General features: G+C 60.2%; 23 protein-coding genes, 1 tRNA gene and 1 pseudogene. 15 read left to right on the top strand and 10 right to left on the bottom strand.

Features of this window, described 5'->3' with window-relative positions; genetic code table 11:
• The first annotated feature begins 113 nt into the window (after positions 1-113).
• From K0H48_RS13110 to K0H48_RS13085, 6 genes and pseudogenes are all read left to right on the top strand, one after another.
• A complete protein-coding gene (locus tag K0H48_RS13110) occupies positions 114-1223 on the top strand; it encodes an HlyD family secretion protein (RefSeq protein WP_219267790.1) in 1110 nt (369 codons plus the stop codon).
• Positions 1216-2784 carry a DHA2 family efflux MFS transporter permease subunit gene (locus K0H48_RS13105; protein ID WP_219267789.1) on the top strand — a complete coding sequence of 523 codons (1569 nt, stop codon included), beginning with the start codon at positions 1216-1218 and terminating at the stop codon, positions 2782-2784. The genes K0H48_RS13110 and K0H48_RS13105 overlap by 8 nt, the downstream gene beginning before the upstream one ends.
• A complete protein-coding gene (locus tag K0H48_RS13100; RefSeq protein WP_219267788.1) occupies positions 2781-4202 on the top strand; it encodes an efflux transporter outer membrane subunit in 1422 nt (473 codons plus the stop codon). Before K0H48_RS13105 ends, K0H48_RS13100 begins: the two co-directional genes overlap by 4 nt.
• A gap of 31 nt (positions 4203-4233) precedes the next feature.
• Positions 4234-4767, top strand: coding sequence for a GNAT family N-acetyltransferase (locus tag K0H48_RS13095; protein WP_219267787.1), 534 nt, complete (start codon positions 4234-4236; stop codon positions 4765-4767).
• On the top strand, positions 4768-5019 hold the full coding sequence (locus K0H48_RS13090) for a hypothetical protein (protein ID WP_219267786.1): 252 nt from the start codon (positions 4768-4770) through the stop codon (positions 5017-5019). It abuts the gene before it with no gap.
• A 25-nt stretch (positions 5020-5044) separates the two neighbouring features.
• Positions 5045-5275 (top strand): annotated as a pseudogene (locus tag K0H48_RS13085) (helix-hairpin-helix domain-containing protein); the annotation flags it as partial.
• Between the two features lie 225 nt (positions 5276-5500).
• Here the strand turns inward: K0H48_RS13085 and arr are convergent.
• Positions 5501-5917 carry an NAD(+)--rifampin ADP-ribosyltransferase gene (gene arr / locus K0H48_RS13080; protein ID WP_219267785.1) on the bottom strand — a complete coding sequence of 139 codons (417 nt, stop codon included), beginning with the start codon at positions 5915-5917 and terminating at the stop codon, positions 5501-5503.
• 568 nt (positions 5918-6485) lie between these two features.
• Here arr and K0H48_RS13075 point away from each other — a divergent pair.
• Positions 6486-6740, top strand: coding sequence for a DUF3077 domain-containing protein (locus tag K0H48_RS13075; RefSeq protein WP_219267784.1), 255 nt, complete (start codon positions 6486-6488; stop codon positions 6738-6740).
• Positions 6741-6919: 179 nt separating this feature from the next.
• Here K0H48_RS13075 and K0H48_RS13070 read toward each other — a convergent pair whose 3' ends face one another.
• From K0H48_RS13070 to K0H48_RS13060, 3 genes are all read right to left on the bottom strand, one after another.
• Entirely contained in the window at positions 6920-7114 is a 195-nt protein-coding gene (locus K0H48_RS13070; RefSeq protein WP_219267783.1) for a hypothetical protein, read from the bottom strand.
• Positions 7115-7459: 345 nt separating this feature from the next.
• Positions 7460-7533: transfer RNA gene (locus K0H48_RS13065), tRNA-Cys, on the bottom strand.
• A 212-nt stretch (positions 7534-7745) separates the two neighbouring features.
• Positions 7746-10025 carry an acylase gene (locus tag K0H48_RS13060; RefSeq protein ID WP_219267782.1) on the bottom strand — a complete coding sequence of 760 codons (2280 nt, stop codon included), beginning with the start codon at positions 10023-10025 and terminating at the stop codon, positions 7746-7748.
• Positions 10026-10263: 238 nt separating this feature from the next.
• On the opposite strand from K0H48_RS13060, the gene K0H48_RS13055 reads away from it, so the two are divergent.
• Positions 10264-10641: a hypothetical protein gene (locus K0H48_RS13055; protein WP_056860132.1), complete on the top strand. Its 378-nt coding sequence runs from the start codon at positions 10264-10266 to the stop codon at positions 10639-10641.
• A 27-nt stretch (positions 10642-10668) separates the two neighbouring features.
• Here K0H48_RS13055 and K0H48_RS13050 read toward each other — a convergent pair whose 3' ends face one another.
• Positions 10669-10863, bottom strand: coding sequence for a hypothetical protein (locus K0H48_RS13050; protein ID WP_065931559.1), 195 nt, complete (start codon positions 10861-10863; stop codon positions 10669-10671).
• 172 nt (positions 10864-11035) lie between these two features.
• Here K0H48_RS13050 and K0H48_RS13045 point away from each other — a divergent pair, with 172 nt between their 5' ends.
• On the top strand, positions 11036-11173 hold the full coding sequence (locus K0H48_RS13045) for a hypothetical protein (RefSeq protein WP_178112666.1): 138 nt from the start codon (positions 11036-11038) through the stop codon (positions 11171-11173).
• Positions 11174-11221: 48 nt separating this feature from the next.
• Here K0H48_RS13045 and K0H48_RS13040 read toward each other — a convergent pair whose 3' ends face one another.
• The 5 genes from K0H48_RS13040 to K0H48_RS13020 are packed head-to-tail and all read right to left on the bottom strand — an operon-like array spanning position 11222 to position 15626.
• Positions 11222-11983, bottom strand: a complete 762-nt coding sequence (locus K0H48_RS13040; RefSeq protein ID WP_219267781.1) for an ABC transporter permease — start codon at positions 11981-11983, stop codon at positions 11222-11224.
• Positions 11980-13179 carry an ABC transporter substrate-binding protein gene (locus K0H48_RS13035; RefSeq protein WP_219267780.1) on the bottom strand — a complete coding sequence of 400 codons (1200 nt, stop codon included), beginning with the start codon at positions 13177-13179 and terminating at the stop codon, positions 11980-11982. The genes K0H48_RS13040 and K0H48_RS13035 overlap by 4 nt, the downstream gene beginning before the upstream one ends.
• Complete coding sequence (locus tag K0H48_RS13030; RefSeq protein WP_219267779.1) at positions 13166-13969, bottom strand: ABC transporter ATP-binding protein; 804 nt, start codon at positions 13967-13969, stop codon at positions 13166-13168. The genes K0H48_RS13035 and K0H48_RS13030 overlap by 14 nt, the downstream gene beginning before the upstream one ends.
• The gene (locus tag K0H48_RS13025) at positions 13966-15027 is read right to left on the bottom strand and encodes an acyl-CoA dehydrogenase family protein (protein WP_219267778.1); all 1062 of its coding nucleotides are present in this window, start codon (positions 15025-15027) and stop codon (positions 13966-13968) included. Before K0H48_RS13025 ends, K0H48_RS13030 begins: the two co-directional genes overlap by 4 nt.
• Positions 15028-15065: 38 nt before the next feature.
• A complete protein-coding gene (locus K0H48_RS13020) occupies positions 15066-15626 on the bottom strand; it encodes a carboxymuconolactone decarboxylase family protein (RefSeq protein WP_056860138.1) in 561 nt (186 codons plus the stop codon).
• A 102-nt stretch (positions 15627-15728) separates the two neighbouring features.
• Between K0H48_RS13020 and K0H48_RS13015 the strand changes: the two genes are divergently transcribed.
• The 6 genes from K0H48_RS13015 to K0H48_RS12990 all read left to right on the top strand — a co-directional run bounded on the left by K0H48_RS13015 (position 15729) and on the right by K0H48_RS12990 (position 21632).
• A complete protein-coding gene (locus K0H48_RS13015) occupies positions 15729-16640 on the top strand; it encodes an AraC family transcriptional regulator (protein WP_219267777.1) in 912 nt (303 codons plus the stop codon).
• A gap of 309 nt (positions 16641-16949) precedes the next feature.
• A complete protein-coding gene (locus K0H48_RS13010; protein ID WP_219267776.1) occupies positions 16950-18944 on the top strand; it encodes a methyl-accepting chemotaxis protein in 1995 nt (664 codons plus the stop codon).
• 90 nt (positions 18945-19034) lie between these two features.
• The gene (locus K0H48_RS13005; protein ID WP_219267775.1) at positions 19035-19493 is read left to right on the top strand and encodes an SRPBCC family protein; all 459 of its coding nucleotides are present in this window, start codon (positions 19035-19037) and stop codon (positions 19491-19493) included.
• A 112-nt stretch (positions 19494-19605) separates the two neighbouring features.
• A complete protein-coding gene (locus K0H48_RS13000) occupies positions 19606-20052 on the top strand; it encodes a DUF411 domain-containing protein (protein ID WP_219267774.1) in 447 nt (148 codons plus the stop codon).
• A 3-nt stretch (positions 20053-20055) separates the two neighbouring features.
• On the top strand, positions 20056-20496 hold the full coding sequence (locus tag K0H48_RS12995) for a YqaA family protein (RefSeq protein WP_219267773.1): 441 nt from the start codon (positions 20056-20058) through the stop codon (positions 20494-20496).
• Between the two features lie 122 nt (positions 20497-20618).
• Positions 20619-21632: an alpha/beta fold hydrolase gene (locus K0H48_RS12990; RefSeq protein ID WP_219267772.1), complete on the top strand. Its 1014-nt coding sequence runs from the start codon at positions 20619-20621 to the stop codon at positions 21630-21632.
• Positions 21633-21682: the final 50 nt, after the last annotated feature.

Raw genomic sequence — 21682 nt, 5'->3', positions numbered from 1 at the left:
CGAATACCTGAACAAAATATACCAGTTGACAAAAATTGGCGAAAAATAGAATTTATTCCAACCGTTATAAAACTCGCACTCTAAAACCGGCTCACACCCATAGGAATGACCCGATGTCCGCTGCAACACCCTCCCCTCAGGTCGTTCCTGAAGACACCGTCAATGGCCAGCGCAGCAAGGCGCGCCGGATTCTGCTGGGTATCGCCACCCTCGCGCTGCTGGGCGGCCTTGGATGGGCCGCGTGGTGGTGGCTGAACGGGCGCTTTGTCGAGACCACCGACGACGCCTACCTGCAAGCCGACAGCATCAGCGTGGCGCCAAAGATCAACGGCTATGTGGCCGAGGTGCTGGTCAGCGACAACCAGAACGTCAAGCGCGGCGACGTGCTGGTGCGCCTGGATGCGCGCAAATACCAGGCGGTGAGCGACGAAGCCTCGGCGACGATTGCCGCGCGCAATGCCGACTACGCCAAAGCCCAGGCCGACCTGGTGCAGCAGGACTCCACCATTGCCGAAGCCCGCGCCCAACTGCAAGGCGCCCAGGCCGACGCACAACACGCGCAAACCGAAGTGGCCCGCTATGCGCCGCTGGCCCGCTCCGGCGCCGAGCCAGAAGAACGCCTGGCGCAACTCAATAATCAACTGGCGCAGGCGCGCAGCACCGTAGCGGCCAAACAGGCTGCACTGCGCTCCAGCGAAACCCGCTACGGCACCCTGCAAGCCCAACTCAAACAAGCCCAGGCGCAGCTCGGCGTGGCCAAGGCCAGCGAAGCCCAGAGCCAACTGGATGTGGATGACGCAGTGATCCGCAGCCCGCTCGATGGTCGGGTCGCCGACCGTGGTGTGCGCGTCGGCCAGTACGTGCAGCCCGGCACACGCTTACTGACGGTGGTGCCGATCAGCGCGATCTACCTGACCGCCAACTACAAGGAAACCCAGATCGGCGAGATGCGCCCCGGCCAGGCCGTCACGGTGCACGTGGATGCACTGCCCGGCCGCAACCTGCAGGGGCATATCGACAGCCTGTCGCCCGGCACTGGCGCGCAGTTCGCCTTGCTGCCGCCGTCGAATGCCACCGGCAACTTCACCAAGATCGTGCAGCGAGTGCCGGTGAGGATTGCGCTCGACGTACCCGATGATATTCGCGCCTCGTTGATGCCCGGCTTGTCGGCCACCGTCGACGTCGACACGCGCACCCACGCTGTGGATGCCAATCATGGCTGAGGCGCTGATGGCCGAGGCCGTCGCCGAAAAACCGCGCAACGCCTCGCTGACCGACTGGATCGCCGTCGCAGCCGGGGCATTGGGCGCGTTGCTGGCGACGCTGGACGTGTCGATCACCAACTCGGCGCTGCCGCAGATCCAGGGCCAGATCGGTGCGACCGGCACCGAAGGTACATGGATCGCCACCGGCTACCTGATGTCGGAGATCGTCATGATCCCGCTCGCCGCATGGCTGACGCGGGTATTCGGCCTGCGCCGCTTTCTGATCGGCACAGCATTGATGTTCACCGCGTTTTCGATGTTTTGCGGCCTGTCATCCAGCCTCGGCGCGATGATCGCCGGGCGCATCGGCCAGGGCTTTGCCGGCGGCGCCATGATCCCCACCGCGCAGACCATCGTGCGCACGCGCCTGCCGCCGCACCAGTTGGCGATCGGCACCACGATGTTCGGCATGACCGTGATTCTTGGCCCGTTGCTGGGCCCGGTGATCGGCGGCTGGCTCACGGAAAACATCAACTGGCGCTGGTGTTTCTTTCTCAACCTGCCCATCAGCATCGCCCTGATCACCTTGCTGATCACCGGCCTGCCGACCGAGCGCATGAACCTGCAGCGTTTTATCAGCGCTGACTGGCTGGGCATTCTGGGCCTGGCCATGGGCCTGAGTTCGCTGACCGTGGTACTCGAAGAAGGCCAGCGCGAGCACTGGTTTGATTCGCTGCTGATCATCTGGTTGAGCATCGCCACCGTCACCGGGTTCTTCCTGATTGCCGTGGGCCAATTGCGCTCAACAACACCGATCCTGCGCCTGCAACTGGTGCTCAACAAAAGCTTTGGCAGCGTGTTGTTGATCGGCACCGCAGTCGGTGCCGGGATCTATGGCACGGCGTACCTGGTGCCGCAGTTCCTGGGCATTTTGTCGGGTTACAACGCGCAGCAATCGGGCGCGATCATGCTGTTGTCGGGGATCCCGGCGTTTCTGTTGATGCCGATTCTGCCGAGAATGCTGGGCCGCTACGACCTGCGCTGGATGGTCGGCGCCGGGCTGTTGCTGTACTGGGCCAGTTGCTACGTCGACACCACGCTCACCACCGACAGCGTTGGCCACGACTTTATCTGGTCGCAGCTGCTGCGCGGCTTCGGGCAGATCCTGGTGATGATGCCTCTAAGCCAATTATCCATGCGCTCGGTGCAAACCCACGAGGCCGGGGACGCCGCCGGGCTGTACAACATGTCACGCAACCTGGGCGGCACCATCGGCCTGGCCCTGCTCGGCGTGTTGATGGACCGGCGCAGCCACTTTCACGACGACATGCTGCGTGAAGGCATCCAGGCCAACAGCCAATTGGCCCAGGACCATATGGCCAGCAGCACCGCCAGCTACCTGGCACAAACCGGTGATGCGTCCACCTCACAGCTGCAAGCCTTTGCGCAACTGGCCAATGACATTGCGCGGCAAGCCTCGGTCATGGCCTACAACGACTCGTTTTATCTACTGGGACTGGCGATGCTGGCGTGCCTGCCCCTGATCTTCATTCTGAAAAAGCGCACGGTACCTCGATGATTTCTCGCAAGCTTGCTCTTCTGCTCAGCGTTGCGCTGCTGTCCGCCTGCACGGTCGGCCCCGACTACCAGGGCGCACCCAACGTCGCGCCCAAAACCCTGGCGGCCGGGCGCCTGCCCCATGCCGATAACACCTCCGCTGGCGCACCCGCTGTCGCGCAGTGGTGGCGCACACTGGGTGACGCGCAGCTCAACGAGCTGGTGGACCAAGCCCTGCAAAACAGCCCGGACATCGCCACCGCCCGGGCCCGTTTGCAGCAATCGCGCGCCAGCCTCAGCGGTGCCCAGGCCAACGCGATGCCCAAGGTCAGCGGTGACGCTGCGATGCTCAAACTGCGCTCGCCCGACACCTCCGCGTTGGGTGGCAACAGTGGTGGCGGCCGTGGCCCGCTGAACCTCTACCTCGCCGGTTTCGATGCCAGCTGGGAAGCCGACCTGTTCGGCGGCACCCGCCGCGCCGTCGAAGCCGCGCAAGCCGAAGCCGACGCATCCCAGGCGCAATTGGCCGATGCCCAGGTGCAACTGGCCGCCGAAATCGTCCAGGCCTACACCGACTTGCGCGACCAACAAGCACGCCTGGCACTGGTGGACTCCAGCGTCGACATCGAAAACCAGGCCCTGAACCTCACCCAGCAGCGGCGCGAGCGCGGCGTGGCCTCGCAACTGCAACTTGAACAGGTCATCACCCAAGCCGAAAACACCCAGGCCCAGCGCCTGCCACTGCAAGCCGCCATCGTCGAATCCCTCGACCAACTCGACCTGCTCTGCGGCCTGGAACCCGGCGAACTGGATGGTCAACTCGCAACCGCCCGCGCCCTGCCCGCCTTGCCCAGTGCCGTACCGCTGGCCGACCCGGCGGCGCTGCTGAAGGCGCGCCCGGATATCCGCATGGCCGAGCGCAAACTGGCCTCCAGCAACGCACAAATCGGCGAAAAAACCGCCGACTGGTTCCCCAAACTCAGCCTCACCGGCGACCTCTCCTTCTCGGCCAGCGACCCCGGCCACCTTGCGCGCAAAGACAGCGGCACCTGGCTCATCCTGCCACGCATCACCTGGAACGCCCTCGACTTCGGCCGCGTCGCCGCCAGCGTCAAAGGCGCCGAAGCCGGGCGCGATGAAGCGCTGGCGCAGTACAAAAGCGTGGTGCTAAGTGCATTGCGCGATGCGGATGTGGCCTTGGCACGCTATGGCCATCAGCGCCAGAATGTGGTGCTGCTGCGCAATGTCGAGTCTTCGGCGGTACGCGCCGCCGACCTGACCCGCCAGCGTTATCGCGCGGGCACGGCCAGCACTCTGGATTGGCTGGATGCCGAGCGCACGCGCTACCAGGCGCAAGAGAGCCGAATTTCCGGCGACGCTGAGCTGCTGAAGGATTTTGCCTCGCTGCACAAGGCCCTTGGGTTAGGCTGGACGCTGTAGCGGGTGCTACGCGGATAAACCAAGGAAGAATATGATCACCATTCGTAAAGCGACAACCGCCGATATCGATACGCTTCGCGAGGTCGGTTGCCAGACCTATCGCGAGCATTTTTCGACGTTATGGTCGCCTACCGGTATGCACGGTTTTCTTGAGCAGGATTTTTCATCCAATGCGCTGCGCAAGTCACTCGATTTGCCCGGCAGGCATGCGTGGTTCATGGCTTTAGATCAACAAGGCAATGCCGTCGGGTATGCCAAAGTGAATTGGGCAGTGCCTGCGCCGTTAACCGGTGAGGTAGGCGCGGAGCTGCAGAAAATCTACTTGCTCAAATCCGCCGCCGCATTGGGTTACGGCAAGCAACTGTTGTGGTTTGTTCGCGATGAAGTGGCGCGACGTGGTGAACAGTTGTTGTGGCTGGATGTACTTAAAACCAATGCCAATGCACAGGGCTTTTATGAGGCATTCGGGTTTCGGCGCATGGGCGAAATCCCCTTCAGCACGGACCTTGTCGACATCGGGATGGTCGTCATGGGACTTCAACCAAAACAGCAGGCGCAGCGATAAATGGCCGAACTGATAGAGGGCCTCGACGGGCCCAGAACCGCACAACAAGAACTGTTTTACGACCTTGACGATGCACAGGCAGTTATCGGCTGGTCGGTGGTTGAGCTGACAGCGATGGCCGCAAACGGCAGAACACCCGAAGAAGCAGTGGCACTGATGAAAATGTGCGCACTGCTGGCTGCGCAACAGGCCAAACTTGGCGTGTACGCCGAAGAAGTGAAGGCGCAACGGATTGTCCGCGCTGAGGCCTAGTGAGTAATAAATAAGGAATTTATACATGCCGTTTTCATTGGAAGAAAGAACCGCTTTGCTCGCGCTCAAGGGCGTAGGCCCCACCGTGATTACACGGCTGGAGCAGTTGGGCATTGACTCATTGGCGGTGCTTGGAAAGTCGGAGGTGGGTGACATTCTCGCGCAAGCATCGGCAGCAGTCGGGTCGACCTGCTGGAAAAACAGCCCTCAGGCGCGGGCGGCAATTACAGCAGCGGTGACGCTTGCGAGGGCGACTAAGCCACCCATGCCCACCACTCGCAGCGGAACGATATTATCAGGGGAGCACACGGGCTGGACGATAACGATCCGGGATGACACCACAGGTGAAACCGGAGGCTATTACCTCTACCTGGCCGACGACCAGTTCAACGGTTTCGATGCATGGTTTGAATCCAGGGAACCGTTGGAAAGGGAGATTTCTGAACTGGAAGTTCGCTGGGAATAATGTGCTCGAGAGCCGTCAGTCAATGATCACATCCAGACCTTGTGCCTTCAAACGGGCAAGGTTGTCCTTCATCTGCTGCAGCCGCTCAGGCGCATGCCCCTGCCACTTCGTCACCTCAGCCACCACTCGCAGTGGCTCCAGCGAGCGATAGGACAGCGTGGGGTTGCCGGGGAATTTCTTATCCGTCACGTTGGGGTCGTCAACGATCGGCCCGGTGGGCTCTACCACATAAATCCGCTGTGCGCCCTCGCTCAGCGCCAGCTCCGCGCCCCAGATTGCAGCGTCCAACGTGCCCGCGAAATAGACCCAGGACAGTGGCTTACCCTTTGTGAAGTTGGAGGGGTAGCCGACGCGAATGGAGTCACCTGGCTCCAGGTCAGCCCGGGTGCCGTGGAAGAACTGGCGGGTGAATACGCCGGCAATAGTGGACATAGGCTGGGTGATCCTTGGAGGAAGGGAGTTGGCTTAATAGCATAAAAAAGGGACGGATTCATTTCGCTGAAAATAGAACCGTCCCCCTGTGCGTCTGCACGCTAAAGGCAAATTCAGGCCGTATTTTTAATAAAAAAGCAATTTATTTGCTGTGTTCCCCCTGCACAATCTAGCCTCGGACATTTCCCACAACCTAACGAGGTTGAGCCATAGGAAGCAACTTGGCTAGGATCCACCGTTGCAGTAAATCCTGTGGCCGGGTGTCGCAACCTGAAGTAATCTGAGGCGCGGTAGCGCCATAGCTCTGTAGCAGGCGCTTTTTTTATGCCTGTTTACCGCATCTATGGTGGACCGTGTGAGGCGGGCTCTTGCCCGGCTGGTTTCCTCAGAAACTGGTTTGCGACCCTTGCACGGTCCACCACCCACCCGTGTCGCAACGACGGTGGTGGCCTCTTAATTTTCTGAGGGTCAAGAGGATGTTTTCTACAAATCGCAACTGCCCAGTTATTGAAGTCGAAGTGACAAACCTGAATGCTCACTCAGTGCATTACACGGTGGGGGATTATTCATGAAAGCTAGCAAAGAGGGTGAAGAACTCTCCACCAGTGTTTTCAAAGTAAGGACTGATGTGACTTCAGAAGATGTTCTGATCAATGCAAGTGAGATTTTGGCTTCGGCATCTATTATGGCTAATGAACAAGCGTTCGAATCAACCGGGTCTCGGCGCCTTCAAATATTCGGATTGGCGCATCTGATTGAGAACGCGCAACTGCTCGTGGATGATGCGCTGGATAAAGTTAGTCCAACAGCCGCTAATCATTGACCGCCTAGCAATTGGATACGGGGAAGACCACCATTTTTAAAATTCAGAAATTGTGGTCTGTCCCCGATATTAAAAATATCGGGGATTCCTCAGGACCTGCCCCCATTTAGTCTGGGTAAATCTCGGGCAAAAAAAACCTTGCCGGAGCGAGGTTCCTAGTGAAAACATTGCAGCAAAATTTATGTATTTTGAGCCTGATTTAGGAAATGTTCTGTTTCTTCCCGGCTCATATCCACAAGCTTCCCCTCAAAATCTTTGTACTCCATCTCAGTTTTAATTTCGGCGTATTCTAAAGCAGCCTTTGCCTGAGACGCCGTTTCTATAAAAATTTCGTCATGCGTAACTATGCGCGACACAAAATTCTGTATAGACATGACACTCTCCTTTATAGTAGAAGACCTACAAATAAATTATCCGCTCTTATATTTTTTTTACACCTGTTAAAAGTAACAGGTCTTTATATCGATTCGGAATTCAATACAACCCTGAATCATTCAAATCATTATTAAACATCAATAACTCAGTATTTAACCACCCGAGCGCGTCTGCAAATGCCCTCGAGAGAGTGGTCCGAACATCAGAGGAAGAATCCTGAAGGATGTCGCTCATGTAGTTGGCCCGAGGCTCAATGCGCGAGCCATGCGTGGGGTTGCGGAAGGGATCATAAATCGCACCCAATAAAAAACCCCGTAGACGTTAATCTACAGGGTTTTCAAGAGTGGAGGCCGAGGTCGGAATCGAACCGGCGTAGGCGGATTTGCAATCCGCTGCATAACCATTTTGCTACTCGGCCTCAAACGATCAATGCCCTGACTACTGACATTCACCGCATAAAAACTTGAGTGGGCTGTAAAACCCTGCCTCTACTCTAACTCATTGAATACATTGAAGTTTTAAATGCTTCGTTGCGTTCGATGGGCGCCATTATGTACGTATTTGCTTTTACCTGCAACCCCTTGATTTCAAAAATATTTCGTATAGCCATCAAGGGGTTGCGGGCCTGCCCTACTCCTGGATGCGTTGCTGCTGATACTGCGGGTCGGCCTTGATCTGGGCTTCGGTGAAGGGCAGCGCACGCAGCTTTTTCTCGGAGAAGGCTTGGGTCTGGTCCTTGGCGTGTTTGGATGCGGGGTTGCTGGATTCGGAGAAGGCCAACACGCCCAGCGCCTGGGGACCGTTGTCGTCGAAGGTGACGATTTGCAAGTAGCTGGTGCCGCTGACGACTTCGCGTTTGCCGTCGGCGCGGGGCACGGTTTGCATGGCGTTGTAGATGCCCAGTTGTTGCGGGCCGCCGTGCATGGGAGTTTGGCCGCTGACCTGGATGTCGCCCCAGCGCGTGGCCTTAAGTTTACTGACTTCGGCACTGGAAGCCAGCATGGCTTCGCGCAGGGCTTTGGCCACCTCCTCGCGGTCGATGGCCAGGCCACGTGGCGTGGTCAACGGTTGCGCCGGGTCGAAAGGCACCCGCCAGGCGTCGGGAATTTGCTGCAGGTGTTCGACCAGGTTAATGAAGTGCACCAGGCCGATGCCGCTGTCGAGGTTGGCGTGCTGGTCCCAGGCTTTCAGGCTGGTGCACAACGGTTGCAGCGCGGCAGCGTCAGTGCCCAGGTGTTTGGCGCAATATTCGAGCAGGTCTGGCATGACCTGGCCGGCGAGGTACACCTCGTTATCCATGACCATGTTTTGCAGGTCGGCCACGCTGATGGGTTGCTTCTCCAGGGATTGCAGGCGCTGCACGGCGAAACGTGCGCGTGGGCCGAGGCCGATGTGGTCCTGGCTGATCACTGGGGAGAAGCCGGTCAGTGGCGACTTGGGGTTGGCCAGCCACGCCGAGTCGTTGGAGTGTTGCACGTAGTCGCTGCGTTGCAGTTGCGGCAACTGGTCGGCAGCGAAGATGCCAGGTTGCGCCGCACGCGGGTCAACGTCCCAGGCGCAGGCGCTGTGGGCGCCGTCGAGCATGATCATTTGCAGGCCGGCGCGTGGGTCGCTGCATTGCGCCAGTTTGGCGGCGCTGACGTTGGGCACCACCGACAGGTTCATGTACAGGCTCTGGCCCTGATCGTCGGCGGCCACGGTATTGACCCACGGTATGCCTTGCAGGGTGTGCACCGAGGTTTGCAGTTCTTTCAGGCTGGTGGCGCGGTTCATCGCGTACCACTGTTGCAGCACGCGGTCGTTACCCAGGTTGGCGTCGCGCAGGCTGAAGGCGTAGTGGCTGTCCCAGTCCAGTTTGCCGGGCCATTGCACCACCGGGCCGAACTGGGAACTGTAGACCGTATGGCTCACCGCTTTGAGGCTGCCGTCCGGCTGTTTGACCTGCACCTTCACTGAAGTTTGATCGAGGGGAATGGATTTGCCGTCCAGCAGATAACGCGTGGAATCCTTGGGGTCGAGGGTCAGGCGATACAGGGTGAAATGCTTGGACGTGTCCACTGTGTGGGACCAGGCCACGTGCTGGTTAAAGCCGATATTGATCACCGGCAAACCCGGCAGTGCTGCGCCCATCACGTCCAGTTGGCCAGGGATGGTCAGGTGCATTTCATAAAAACGCATGCCACCGACCCACGGAAAATGCGGATTGGCCAGCAGCATGCCACGGCCATTAAACGAACGATCACGGCCCACGGCCACGGCGTTGCTGCCACGGTCAAGGCTGAAGCGCTGTTGATTGGCTGCGGCCAGCGCATAGGCTTTGGCGCTTGGTGCCAGGCTGGCGGTGGCTTGCGGCGGCGTGGCACCGACCAGGGCTTCGGCGAATTGGCCGACACCGCCTTCCACCAGCAGCCTGCGCGTCAGCTTAACCAAGTCTTCCACTACCAGCGGGCGCACCCACGTGGCGTGGCACTGGGTTGGTGCGCCCTGCTCTTTCAGATAACGGTTATAGCCGGCGACATAGCCTTCGATGCGCTGCTGCATCTGCGGGGTTTGCGCCTTCCAGAATGCGGCAACAGCCTGAGGCGTATTCAGCCAGTTGAAAAACACATCACTGGCCAGGTTGTTGCGCTCTTCGAGGGTCGCCTGGTCCGGGCCGAAAAACCGCGCGCGCTCGCCGTTCACCGTGACCACTTCATTGGCCAGCAGGCACAGGTTGTCTTGCGCGAACGCGTAACCAATGCCGTAGCCCAGGCCACGTTCATCATTGGCGCGGATGTGCGGCACGCCGAAGGTGGTGCGACGAATATCTGCAGAAGCCTGTGTCACCTGTTCACGCGCTGAAGCATTCAGGCTCAGCCCCAGCAACAGCCCTGCGACGCACGCCTTGGACAACCGGTTGGAAATAATCACGCAAGCTCCACAGTCAAATTGAACACCCTAACAAGGGGCAACGACCCCACCGTAAGAACGCAGGCAACCGGAAATAATTTAGGCGCAGCGGGTGTTTTTTAAACGGCGGTTGACGTGTGACAAAGTGGATACCGACAAAATTTCTACATCCGGGACTTCATGATTTCGCTCGCTCGTTCGTCTTATTCAATAAGAGCGCCATCATTTTCCTGATCAGGCTCTGATAAGGAGTTTTTGCATGTACAACCCGCAACCGCCCACGGATGGACATTCACCGGCTGCCGACGCCAATTACGGCGGCGGCGCACAAGCGTTCGGCAAAGCGCCGGAGCACGGCAACCAGCGTATCCGCCATTTGCTCAAGTGCTTCGGTTTGCGCACCAGCCTGATCCGGCTGAAGGTCATCGACGCCCTGCTCACCGCCGCCGACAACCAGCGCACATTGGGCGTGCGCGGCGTACACAGCCATTTGCTCGAGCTGGGCATTCCGTTGTCGTTTCTCAGCGTGCGTGAGGTGCTAAAGCGCCTGTGCAGCGAGGGCGTGATCACCCTCAATGCCGATAAAAGCTACAGCCTCCATGCAGAGGCTGCCAAAGTGCTCGACGGTCGCGCCTGATGCTTTGACCGGGCGCTCTGCCAGACATCAGAAGTGAGGCTTGACCTTGCGACGCATGATGCCGTTGATCACCACTACCACTACGGCAATCGCAATCGCCAGGTACTGGAACGTTTTTTCGCTGATCACGCCGGTGTTTTGCAGATAAGACAGGCCAAACATCGACGCCAGTACTGCCAGGGCGATCAGAATCGAATATTTCAAACGTTGCTTTTGGGTCATGACGGGTTCCTGAAGCTTAAGAATGTATCCACTTTGTATCGCCGAGCATGCCAAGCACATACCCGGTTACGGGGATGGCACCGGTTCGGCAGGGTCATATGTTACAGGCGCTGAGAAATTTTGGCTTGTTCCGCGCCTGATTGAACCTGTCGGTACTTTAGAGGATGTAAAAATGCTCCGTCGAATCACACTGCTGATTCCATTGCTGATCATGTTGACCATGAGCGGCTGCTTCTTTTTCCCTCGCGGCGGCGGTGGCGGCTGGCACGACCATCGCTACGATGGCGGCCCTGGCTACGAGCACCGCTGATAGCAGGCGCCTCTCGCTTTCCAGGACGGAAAGCGAGAGGTTCGCGGTTCAGCCGGCATGCACCCAACGTTGATGCAACCACCGCGCAAACGCATCCAGCGCAAACCCCAGCAAGCCGATCACCACCACCATCGCCATCAACTCCGAATACGCCAGTCGATCGCGCGTGTCGAGGATGAAATACCCCAGCCCCGCGCTCACCCCGAGCATCTCGCACGGCACCAGCACAATCCACAAAATGCCGATGGCCAGGCGCACGCCGGTCAACACATGCCCGACCACACCTGGGATGATCACCCGTCGCAGGGTTTCCCAGCGCGTGGCACTCAGGCTTTTACTCAGCTGCAACCAGCGCGGGTCCAACTGGCGTACGCCGGCGGCGGTGTTGAGCATGATCGGCCACACGGCGGCAAACGCCAGCAGGAAGTAGATAGGCTGGTCGCCCACGCCCATCAGCATCACCACAATGGGCATCCAGGACAGTGGCGAAATCATGCGCAGAAACTGGAACGCCGGTGTGGTGGCCGCCTCCAGGTTGCGCGAACTGCCCACCAGCAGCCCCAACGGCACACCCACCAACAGCGCCAGAAACAGCCCAACGAATATGCGTTTCAGGCTCACCGCGATGTGCAGGTACAGCTCGCTGCGCCCAAGCAATTCCCACAAGCTGCTGGCGGTTGCCGCCAGCGAGAAGCGTGCCGACAGACCGTCAGCCTCGCCAAACACTTTCACGCCCAGCCACCACAGCAACAGCAAGCCGACCAAACCACTCAGCCCCAGCCACCAGCCAGGGATTCTGCCGTTGTTCAAACGCCGATCTCCTCGTGCCGTTCGTAACCGTCGGGCAAGCCGAAGGTTTTCATGCCGCCCACGGATTCGATGGCATTGCGCACGAAGCGGTCGTCCACCAGGTCTTTGGCCACGAAGGCTGGGTCCAGGTCAGCGAGGAATTTCTTGTCGCCTTCGATCAACGTGTCCTTCAGGCGCCGCACCAATTCCTCGGTGTAGCTGGGGAATGGGTAAGGCTGGAAGTCGATGCGATGCTCGTCCCAATTGGCATGCTGGATCGCGCCGTCAGCCAGGTACGCGGCACGGTCGGCGGCGGCCGGGGCCAGCACCTTGCTCAACACCGGTTCAGCGTGCGGGGTGTAGCGGTTCGGGCCGTCCTTGGACAGCAGCTTCACCGCCTCTTCGCGGTTATCGCGGGTCCACACCTGCGCCTTGACGATGGCATTGACCACCTTCTGCGACCACTCCGGGCGGTTGGTCAGGTCATGCTCGTGCATGAACACCACGCAGCACGCATGGTTGCGCCACACATCGCCAGTAAAGCGCTGCACGCGACCGACCTTGAGGTTTTCCGCCAGGGCGTTGAACGGCTCGGCGACGATATAGCCGTCGATGCGCTTGCTCGCCAACGCAGGCGGCATGTCCGAAGGCGGCAACACGATCAGGTTGACCTCATTGGCTGCAATCGCAGTGCCGGCGGCACGCGCTACTGGCGTGAGGCCGTTGTCGCGGAACAGTTGCTGCACCACCACGTTGTGGATCGAGTACCAGAACGGAATCGCCACCGACTTGCCGCCCAGTTGCTTCACCTCGGTAATGCCCGGCGAGACCGTCAGGCCCGAACCGCCGACATGGTTCCAGGCCACGACTTTGGCCGGCACCTTGCTGCCGTAGCGCGCCCATACCGTCATCGGCGACAGCAAGTGAATCACGTTGACCTGCCCGGAAATAAACGCCTCGATCACCTGCGCCCAACTGCGCAGCAGCACCGGGCGCTCGGCCTTGATGCCTTCGGCCTCGAACAAGCCGTTGTTATGCGCCACCAGTAATGGCGTGGCGTCTGTGATCGGCAAATAGCCGATACGTACCGGTGCGTCCGGCTCGCTGGCGGCGCGGGCTTGCAGGCTGCTCAACAACGGCAAGGCACCGGCAGCACTGAGCACTGCCGAGAGTTTGAGAAAGTCACGGCGCGAGTGCGTAAGGTCATCCAGACACATGTGAAAACTCCTGTTGGTCAATGGGGTTGGGTTGAGGGCGGCTCGCCTGCCGTAAGGTTTTCAGAATCTCGATACGCAACGCGCCGATGGCTTCAACCTGCTCTTCGCGCGGTTGCGGCAGATCAATGTGCCATTCGCCCAAGGTCCGCGCCGGGCGGTTGCCCAGTAGCAGGATGCGGTCGGACAGCAGCAGCGCTTCATCAATGTCGTGGGTGATCAATACCGCCGCCGAACCTTGCTCGCGGTTGACCTTGAGCAGCAAGTGCTGCATGTCGGCGCGGGTGACTTCATCCAGCGCGCCGAACGGCTCATCCAGCAGCAAGACCTGCGGCTGGCGCGCCAGGCAACGGGCCAACGCGGTGCGCTGGGCCATGCCACCGGACAACTGCGCAGGGAATTGCTGACGCGCATGTTCCAGGCCGACCGCCGCAATCGCGTGGTCGACGCGCTGGCGGCGCTCGTCAGGGCTCAAGTGCGGCTGACGAGCGAAATCCAGGCCAAAGGCGACGTTCTTTTCCAGGTTCAGCCAGGGCAACAGGCTGGGGTCTTGAAACGCCACTGCCACCCGTGGATGCGGCCCGGCCAGCGGCTCGCCCAGCACCTGCACGCTACCGCCCTGCGGCGCCTGCAAACCGGCCAGCACGCGTAACAGGCTGGACTTGCCCACGCCGCTTGGGCCGAGGATCGACACCACTTCACCCGCTTGCAGCTGCAAGTCAAACCCTTGCAACACCGGCCCGCTGGCATAGCCCAGGCAAATCCCCTGGGCGTGCATTACCGCCTGGCTCATAGATTGGCCTGACGGTGCAGCTCGGTGCGCAGTTGCACCAGGCTGGGCGTCACAATCGGCACAAAGGCCGACTCGCGCCAGCGCCGTGCAAAGCCACTGCCATGGGCGGTGAGGTAGGCCTTGCCGCCGCTGGCTTGGAGTTCCAATTGCACCGCGCTGGCGGCCGTTTCCGCCAAGGCAATACGCAGTTTGAACAAAGGCACCGGCTCGACGGCAAAACGACCGGCCAACAGGCCACTTTTGAGTTCTGTGACCAGGTGATCCAGGGTCGCTCGCAAGGCTTCCAGCTCGTCACGCAACACCGTGCGCGATGAGCCCAGGTGGTTGGCCACCTCCGCCAGGGAGCGCCGCGCCAGGCCAATGGACATGCCGCATTGCAACCCCAGGAACGCCGGGCGTACGGCCGGCAGGAACTTGCGTGCGTCTTCATGCAGCAACCAGTCGCGGCTCAGCTCCACGCCTTCCAGGCCCAGGGCTGCGGTATTGCTCGATTGCAGGCCCATCAGTTCCAGGTCACGCGAACGCTGCAGCCCTGCGACCGAATCCGGGATGGCCAGGATAAACGGCGCGCCGCCGCCGGCATGCTCGATCGCCGCCGCCGCAACAAAACCGTTCTTGCGCAGGTTGGTCACCCAGTGCAGGCGGCCGTTAAGGGTCCAACCGTCTTCGGTTGGCTCCGCGCTGATTTGCAGGGTCTCGATGCCGGACAAAAACTTCATCGCGTTCGACAACCCGGTGGCCCCGGCCAGCTTGCCACTGAGCAGGTCCGGCAACAGTTGCTCGCGCAGCCGCTCATTCGGGCTCTGTAACAAATATTCGATAAAAGAGCGCTGGCCCCAGCACACAAATGCGGCCGCCAGGGAATGGCTGGCCACATTGGCAATGGCTTCCACCGCGCCGGTCACATCACCGCCCAGGCCGCCCAGCGCCTTGGGTACGCCGATACTTAATACATTCGACTCTGCCAGCCTTGGCAGCACTTCCTGTGGATCGCAACTGCCCACATCCAGGGCCTGCGCTTGAACATCGAGCCAACGGCTCAAGATTGGGTCAAGCATTCGTTTCTCCTTTTTACAGCAGGTGGACCATCGCCGATTCAGCTTGCCGGTTTTTCCCAACGGTATTGCGCCAGCTCCGGGTTCAGCGGGGTACGAGCAAACACGTTAGCGAAGTTGCACAGGGTTGCCAGGCTGACGCCCAAAATAACTTCCAGCGCCTGGCCATCGGTATAACCGGCGGCGCGGAACGCTTCAAAACCCGCGTCGCTGACATCGCCACGGGTGGCGATCACTTCACGGGTGAAGGCGGCGAGTGTCTCATACCGGGCGTTGGGCAATTCACCGCGCTGGCGCAGGGCGTCAATCACGTCTTCGGGCAGCTTGGCTTTATTGCGCGCGACAGCGGTGTGGCCGGCCACACAGAAATCGCAGCCGTGGGTGGTGGCGGCAATCAACTGCACCACTTCGCGGTCGGCGAGGGTCAGCTCCGACTTGGCGTTGAGCCCGGACACGGTGATATAGGTCTCCAGCGCCGCCGGTGCATTGGCCAACACGGCGAGCAGGTTGGGGATGAAACCCGAGCCTTTGAGGGCATTTTCCAGGAATGGCTTGGCCGCTTCCGGGGCGGTTTCGGGGGTGAGCAACGGTACACGGGACATGGAGTGGTCTCCTGATGGGTTCATCACCTAAGTCTGTTGGTTATAAAAAAACGCCTCAATAGGCTAAAGTAGCGATTACTTGCTCTAGAGTCTTTCCGTTAGATGAATTCGTCCAGTTCTCTCGTTGATTGGTTATTAGACAGCCTCGAACTCAACACCAGCCTGTTTCATGTCGGCCGCTATTGCGGTGCCTGGCATGCCAGCACCCACGGGCTGGCCAGCGCGAGTTTCCACCTGATTGTGCAGGGCCAATGCTGGTTGCATATTGACGGCGAACCCCTTCCCCAACACCTGAATAATGGTGATGCGGTGTTTCTGCTGCGTGACCTCGAGTATCGGCTGTCTGGCGAGGCCACGGCCAAAGCCGCGCAGGAATGCCCGCGCCGACCGATGCTGGCGCTGGACAGCAACGCCGACGACGGCGTCGGCCTGGTCTGCGGCTTTTTTCACTTCCATTCCGGTTTGTCGGCGATGATCGTCGACAGCTTGCCCGCTTGGATTGTCTTGCGCGCCGGCGACCCATCACTGACCGCCGCGCGCAACCTCTTCGAATTGATCCTGCAAGAGTGCGAGCGCGTCCCGGCGCCCTCCTCGGCATTGCTTGAGCGCTTGTGCCATTTATTGTTTCTGTATGTGCTGCGCCAGCAGGTTATCGATAACACCGAACTGGGCGGTTTGGCCGCACTGGGCCGCCAACCGGCGTTTGCCGAGTTGTTGGAACAATTGATCGCCCGTCCGGCAGACCCATGGACACTGGAAAGCATGGCAGCCTGCACCGGCTTGTCGCGCTCGGCATTTTTCAAGCGCTTCAGCGAGCTGTGCGGGCAGTCGCCGGGGCACGTGCTGTTGATGATGCGCATGCGCCATGCATGCCGCCTGTTCAAACAGGACATGACCGTGGCCGATGTGTCACTGGCGGTGGGCTACCAATCGGTGGCGGCATTTACTCGCGCGTTCCACAAAACCACCGGCCAGCAACCTGGGGCTTATCGCAAAGGTCAATGGCAGAACTGACACACAGCATCCAAGCGCGAGCGACTTGCATAACTCGAGCCTGGACAGCATTGTCGCCGGGGCCAATGATCAGTTCGACCGCACCCAGGGTTCAGCTTTCACTGAGGTGAAGCCGGACAAGGCTGGCGAATAGATTTGTTCGGCTAACCGCGCCTCCATTCGGTGACCTTGCGCAGCAAACGCCAGCAGGGTCGCCGCTCACCCAACAACTTTGCACCATGGTACCTAAAGCTCCTTCTCGCCAAGCCGATAGCCCTACGAAGCTCTAACAAAGCCGCGTCGATAATAACGCTTCGTAAGGACGACCCCATGCCCCCACTGCGCTCCATCCAAACCCGCTACACCCTGTTTCTGGTGTTGTTCGTCCTGCTGATATTGGTGTTGACCGTCGTCGGTATCGGCCAGTTGGTGGCCCCTACGCTGCGCCATACCGAAGAGCAGGTGGTGCTCAACCGCGTCGCCGAAGTGGCTGAACGCATCCAGGGCGAACTGAATAAGGTTCAGGCCCAGCAACGCAGCATCACCCAAACCATTCCCCTGCTCGACAGCGACGCCATCGACAAGGTGCTGCCCGGCCTGGTGGACCAGTATGGCGAGTTGAAAGTCTTCGGCGGCGGCATCTGGCCGTTGCCCAACCAACGCGCGCCAGGGCGCAACAAGTTCAGCACCTTCTGGCACCGCGATGCCTCAGGCAAGCTGGCGGTCAATACGTTCTGGAACAGCGACGCCGCACCCAACTACTACGACCAGAGCTGGTACAAAGGCGGCCTCGCTTCGCCACGCGGCCAGTGCGCCTGGGCGGCGGCCTACAAGGACGACGCCAGCCAGGAGCCGCGCACCAATTGCGCCATGGCTATCCAGCGTGACGGCGCGGCCTACGGGGTGGCCACCATTGACGTAACCCTGGGGTTCTTCAATGAGCTGGTGGCCAGCAAGGAAAAAGACATCGGCGGCCAGATGCTGATCGTCGAAGGCGACGGCAAGATCATCAGCAACAGCTCGCGCATCAGTGGCCCGGTGGTGTTGAAGAACATCAGCGAACTGGCCGGCACCTCGGCGTTTGCCGCCCAGGTGAGTATAGCCCTGGCCCATCGCGACCAAGGGCTTGTGCGCAGCGAGTTCGACAACCAAGGCGTGGCCAGCACCTTCTACTTGCGCCCGATCGAGGGCACGCCGTGGTTCCTCGCCACCGCCCTGCCCACCTCGTTGATCACCGCCCAACGCGATGACGTGCTCGGCAGCCTGGCCCTGATACAAATCCCCATGGTGTTGCTGCTGGTGCTGCTGGCCGCTTATGCGATCCGCCAACTGGTGCAGCGCATGAAGTCACTGAAAACCAATATTGATGCATTGTCAGCCGGCGACGCCGACCTGACGCGGCGCATCACCATTCGCGCCGAAGATGAACTGGGCGCCATCGGCCATTCGGTCAACCACTTTATCGTCTACCTGCAGAACATGATTGGTGAGGTGACCCAGGCCACGGGCGCCATGTCGTCAAGCCTGGCTCAGTTGCAGCAGACCTCGGCCCACACCAACCAGATCCTGGTGCGCCACGCCTCGGAGACCGACCAGACCGTCACCGCCATCACCGAAATGAGCTCGACTGCCGACACCGTGGCGCAAAATGCGGCGGAAACCGCCTCCTTCACCCAGCGCGCCAATGAGCATGCCGACCGCTCCCGCGTGGTGGTCGGCGAAGCGTCCACCAGCGTCAGCGCCTTGATCGGCGAAGTCGCCAGCGCCACCCACACCGTGGAGGCCATGCGCCAGGACGCTGCACGCATCACCGAAACCCTCGGCGTGATCGGCGCGATTGCCGGCCAGACCAACCTGCTGGCCCTCAACGCCGCCATTGAAGCAGCGCGGGCCGGCGAGCAAGGTCGTGGTTTTGCGGTGGTGGCCGATGAAGTGCGGGCGCTGGCGGCACGCACCCAGGCCAGCACCTCGCAGATCAACGAGATGCTCGCGCGCCTGACCACGGGCGTGAGTTCGTCGGTGGCGGCCATGGAAAACACCCAGGCCAGTTGCCAGTCGGCGGCGGATGCCACGGCGCGGGTGAACACCGGGCTGGATGAGATGGCCGGTTCCGTCAGCCATATCAATAACCTCAGCACCCAGATCGCCACAGCCGCCGAGCAGCAAAGTGCGGTGACCGAGGAGATCAACCGCAGCATGGTGCAGATCCGACAGATGGTCGACGAGTTGGTAGAAAGCGGCCACGCCACGCAAACCAACACCCAGAGCCTACTGGACGCCAATGGCCGAGTGATTGCATTGATGAGCCGCTTCAAGGTGCGCTGATAATTTACTGAGACACTCCCGTGCAATGCGCGGGAGTGGGACTATTCTGACAGTTCTCAGGACAAAATCTCGCCACACAGGAGGTGTGTCATGCATGCAACTGAGCATTCGGTCCGCTTGGAGCGGATCAGTCAGGAGCGCTTCATCCAGGCGCCTATCGAGGTCATCTACGACTACGTGACCCAGCCGGATCGCTGGCACGAGTGGCACCCCTCCTCCCTGAGTGCCGACACCGGCACCAGCGGTTCACTGCCGGCCGGTACACGCTTTACCGAAATTATCGACCTGCTGGGCGTGCGCGTGCCCATGAGCTATCGCGTGCAGATCGCCCGCCGCCCCAGTGAATTCAAAACCGTGTTCACCTCCCTGGCGGTCGACGGTTCGATTCACTACTTCCTGCAGCCCCACCGTGACGGCACGCTGTTCAAGCGAGTGCTGACCTACGAGACCGAATTGCAACTGGCCACCTTGCACGCGCGCATGATCGAGCTGTCGGGCATTGCGCTGGACCAGCTCAAGCATCGGCTGGAAAACGCGGCCTTCGTATAATTTAGAAACATTACTCCCTCACCTATCACCCTGTGGGCGCTGGCTTGCCTGCGATGACGTCGGCATGATCGCCGCACAATTGCGACGCCATCCTCTTGCCCACGAGACCCGCATGAAAAACCCCTTGCGACTGGCCTTACTCTGCGCCCTGTTCACCTCAACCCTGGCCCAGGCCGCCGACCTGATCCCTATCGACGTCCACCGCGACGCCAACTGCGGTTGCTGCAAAAAGTGGATCAGCCATCTGGAAACCAACGGCTTCAAGGTCAACGACCATGTCGAAGCCGACATGAGCGCCGTCAAGCAACGCCTGGGCGTCGCACCGCGCCTGGGCTCGTGCCATACCGCCGTGATCGACGGCAAGTTCGTCGAAGGCCATGTGCCCGCCGAGCAGGTGCTGGCGCTGCGCAAACGCGATGATCTACTGGGTATTGCCGCACCCGGCATGCCGATGGGCTCGCCCGGCATGGAAATGGGTGAGCGGCGCGAGGCCTACCAGGTCATTGGCCTGACGCGCGAGGGTCAGGATGTAGTGGTGGCTGATTACCCGGCCCACTGATTAATGTTCGTCGGTTACCTCGGGCTGTTTTTTGCCGCTTTTGGCGCGGCCACCCTGCTACCGCTGCAATCGGAAGCCGTGCTGGTCGGCCTGCTGCTCAGCGGGCACTACAGCCTGTGGGGGCTGCTGGTGATCGCCACGGTCGGCAACGTGTTGGGTTCGGTGGTCAACTGGTGGCTGGGCCGATCGGTTGAGCGCTACAAGGCGCGGCGCTGGTTTCCGGTCAGCCCCAAGCACCTGGAAAAAGCCCGCCGCCACTATCAACGCTGGGGGCATTGGTCGCTGCTGCTCAGTTGGGTGCCGATTATTGGCGACCCACTGACCTTGGTGGCCGGGGTCATGCGTGAGCCGTTCTGGCGTTTTGTGCTGCTGGTCACGCTGGCCAAAGGCGCCCGCTACGCCGTGCTGGCAGCGTTGACGCTGAACCATTTGGCGAAGCCGTAACAACTGTCAGTGGCAGGTGCTTTTGGCGTAGGAATAAGCTGTGTCTGTCGTTCGGTACACAGGATTAATCCTCGATTAATCCTGTGCCGACAGCCTCCGTTTTTTTCACTACGGAGCACACCATGCGACCGACGCGCACGCTATTTCTCACGAGCTTGCTACTGGTTACGGCCCTTACCGGCTGCGCCACCGGCAAAGACGACAGCTACGGCCCCGAGCTGCAAGGTTTCCAATACCCTTATCCGGTCGAACGCTTCAAGTTTAGGTCTCAGGGCCAGTCGCTGCAGATGGGCTACATGGACGTCGCGCCCACGGGCAAGCCCCTGAACCGCACCATCGTATTGATGCACGGCAAGAATTTCTGCGGCGCCACCTGGGACAACTCGATCAGGGCGCTGAGCGCGGATGGCTTTCGCGTGGTGGTCCCCGACCAGATTGGCTTTTGCACCTCAAGCAAGCCCGAAGGTTACCAATACAGCTTCCAGCAACTGGCCAACAATACCCACCAGTTACTGGAAAAACTGGGCATCAAAAAAGTCACGCTGCTGGGCCACTCTACCGGCGGTATGCTCGCCACCCGATATGCCTTGATGTACCCAGCACAAACCGAACAGCTTGGGCTCGTCAACCCTATCGGCCTGGAAGACTGGAAAGCCTTGGGCGTGCCTTACCGCCCGCTCGAACAATGGGCGCAATCAGAGCGCAAGCTCACCTACGCGGGCGTGCGCAAGTATCAACAGGACAATTATTACGGCGGCCGCTGGGAGCCGGCCTATGACCGTTGGGTCGATATGCTCGTCGGGCTCTTTAACGGCCCGGGTCACACCCAAGTGGTACGCAACTCCGCCTTGATCTGGGACATGATCTATACCCAGCCCGTGTACTACGAGTTCAAGGACCTGCAGGTGCCGACGCTGCTGTTGATCGGCACCGCCGATACCACCGCCCTCAACCGCGACCTGGCCGCACCTGAAGTCAGGGCGAAGCTCGGTGACTACAAAACCCTGGGCAAGCACGTCGCCCAGTTGATTCCCAATGCCAAGCTGGTGGAGTTCGAAGGCCTTGGCCATTCGCCACAGGTGGAAGAACCCGAACGTTTTCACCAGGCATTGATGCAGGGTTTATTGGCGTATTAAACCCTCCTGCGTCGGGGCGCAGCGAGGCCGCTGCGCCACCGTTAATCCTC

This window comes from Pseudomonas sp. Xaverov 259, from assembly GCF_019352915.1.
Lineage (GTDB): Bacteria > Pseudomonadota > Gammaproteobacteria > Pseudomonadales > Pseudomonadaceae > Aquipseudomonas.
Note: the sequence above shows the minus strand (reverse complement) of the source record. Positions and strands in the feature narration are given on the sequence as shown.

Excerpts from the sequence above, each read along its gene's own strand:
- K0H48_RS13075 (WP_219267784.1), top strand. The coding sequence starts at position 6,486 with ATGAAAGCTAGCAAAGAGGGTGAAGAACTCTCCACCAGTGTTTTCAAA.
- K0H48_RS13015 (WP_219267777.1), top strand. The coding sequence starts at position 15,729 with ATGAATTCGTCCAGTTCTCTCGTTGATTGGTTATTAGACAGCCTCGAA.
- K0H48_RS13100 (WP_219267788.1), top strand. The coding sequence starts at position 2,781 with ATGATTTCTCGCAAGCTTGCTCTTCTGCTCAGCGTTGCGCTGCTGTCC.
- K0H48_RS13050 (WP_065931559.1), bottom strand. The coding sequence starts at position 10,863 with ATGACCCAAAAGCAACGTTTGAAATATTCGATTCTGATCGCCCTGGCA.
- K0H48_RS13070 (WP_219267783.1), bottom strand. The coding sequence starts at position 7,114 with ATGTCTATACAGAATTTTGTGTCGCGCATAGTTACGCATGACGAAATT.
- K0H48_RS13090 (WP_219267786.1), top strand. The coding sequence starts at position 4,768 with ATGGCCGAACTGATAGAGGGCCTCGACGGGCCCAGAACCGCACAACAA.
- K0H48_RS13020 (WP_056860138.1), bottom strand. The coding sequence starts at position 15,626 with ATGTCCCGTGTACCGTTGCTCACCCCCGAAACCGCCCCGGAAGCGGCC.
- K0H48_RS13000 (WP_219267774.1), top strand. The coding sequence starts at position 19,606 with ATGAAAAACCCCTTGCGACTGGCCTTACTCTGCGCCCTGTTCACCTCA.
- K0H48_RS13045 (WP_178112666.1), top strand. The coding sequence starts at position 11,036 with ATGCTCCGTCGAATCACACTGCTGATTCCATTGCTGATCATGTTGACC.
- K0H48_RS12995 (WP_219267773.1), top strand. The coding sequence starts at position 20,056 with ATGTTCGTCGGTTACCTCGGGCTGTTTTTTGCCGCTTTTGGCGCGGCC.
- K0H48_RS13105 (WP_219267789.1), top strand. The coding sequence starts at position 1,216 with ATGGCTGAGGCGCTGATGGCCGAGGCCGTCGCCGAAAAACCGCGCAAC.
- K0H48_RS13035 (WP_219267780.1), bottom strand. The coding sequence starts at position 13,179 with ATGTGTCTGGATGACCTTACGCACTCGCGCCGTGACTTTCTCAAACTC.
- K0H48_RS13055 (WP_056860132.1), top strand. The coding sequence starts at position 10,264 with ATGTACAACCCGCAACCGCCCACGGATGGACATTCACCGGCTGCCGAC.
- K0H48_RS13030 (WP_219267779.1), bottom strand. The coding sequence starts at position 13,969 with ATGAGCCAGGCGGTAATGCACGCCCAGGGGATTTGCCTGGGCTATGCC.
- arr (WP_219267785.1), bottom strand. The coding sequence starts at position 5,917 with ATGTCCACTATTGCCGGCGTATTCACCCGCCAGTTCTTCCACGGCACC.
- K0H48_RS12990 (WP_219267772.1), top strand. The coding sequence starts at position 20,619 with ATGCGACCGACGCGCACGCTATTTCTCACGAGCTTGCTACTGGTTACG.
- K0H48_RS13095 (WP_219267787.1), top strand. The coding sequence starts at position 4,234 with ATGATCACCATTCGTAAAGCGACAACCGCCGATATCGATACGCTTCGC.
- K0H48_RS13005 (WP_219267775.1), top strand. The coding sequence starts at position 19,035 with ATGCATGCAACTGAGCATTCGGTCCGCTTGGAGCGGATCAGTCAGGAG.
- K0H48_RS13025 (WP_219267778.1), bottom strand. The coding sequence starts at position 15,027 with ATGCTTGACCCAATCTTGAGCCGTTGGCTCGATGTTCAAGCGCAGGCC.
- K0H48_RS13010 (WP_219267776.1), top strand. The coding sequence starts at position 16,950 with ATGCCCCCACTGCGCTCCATCCAAACCCGCTACACCCTGTTTCTGGTG.
- K0H48_RS13110 (WP_219267790.1), top strand. The coding sequence starts at position 114 with ATGTCCGCTGCAACACCCTCCCCTCAGGTCGTTCCTGAAGACACCGTC.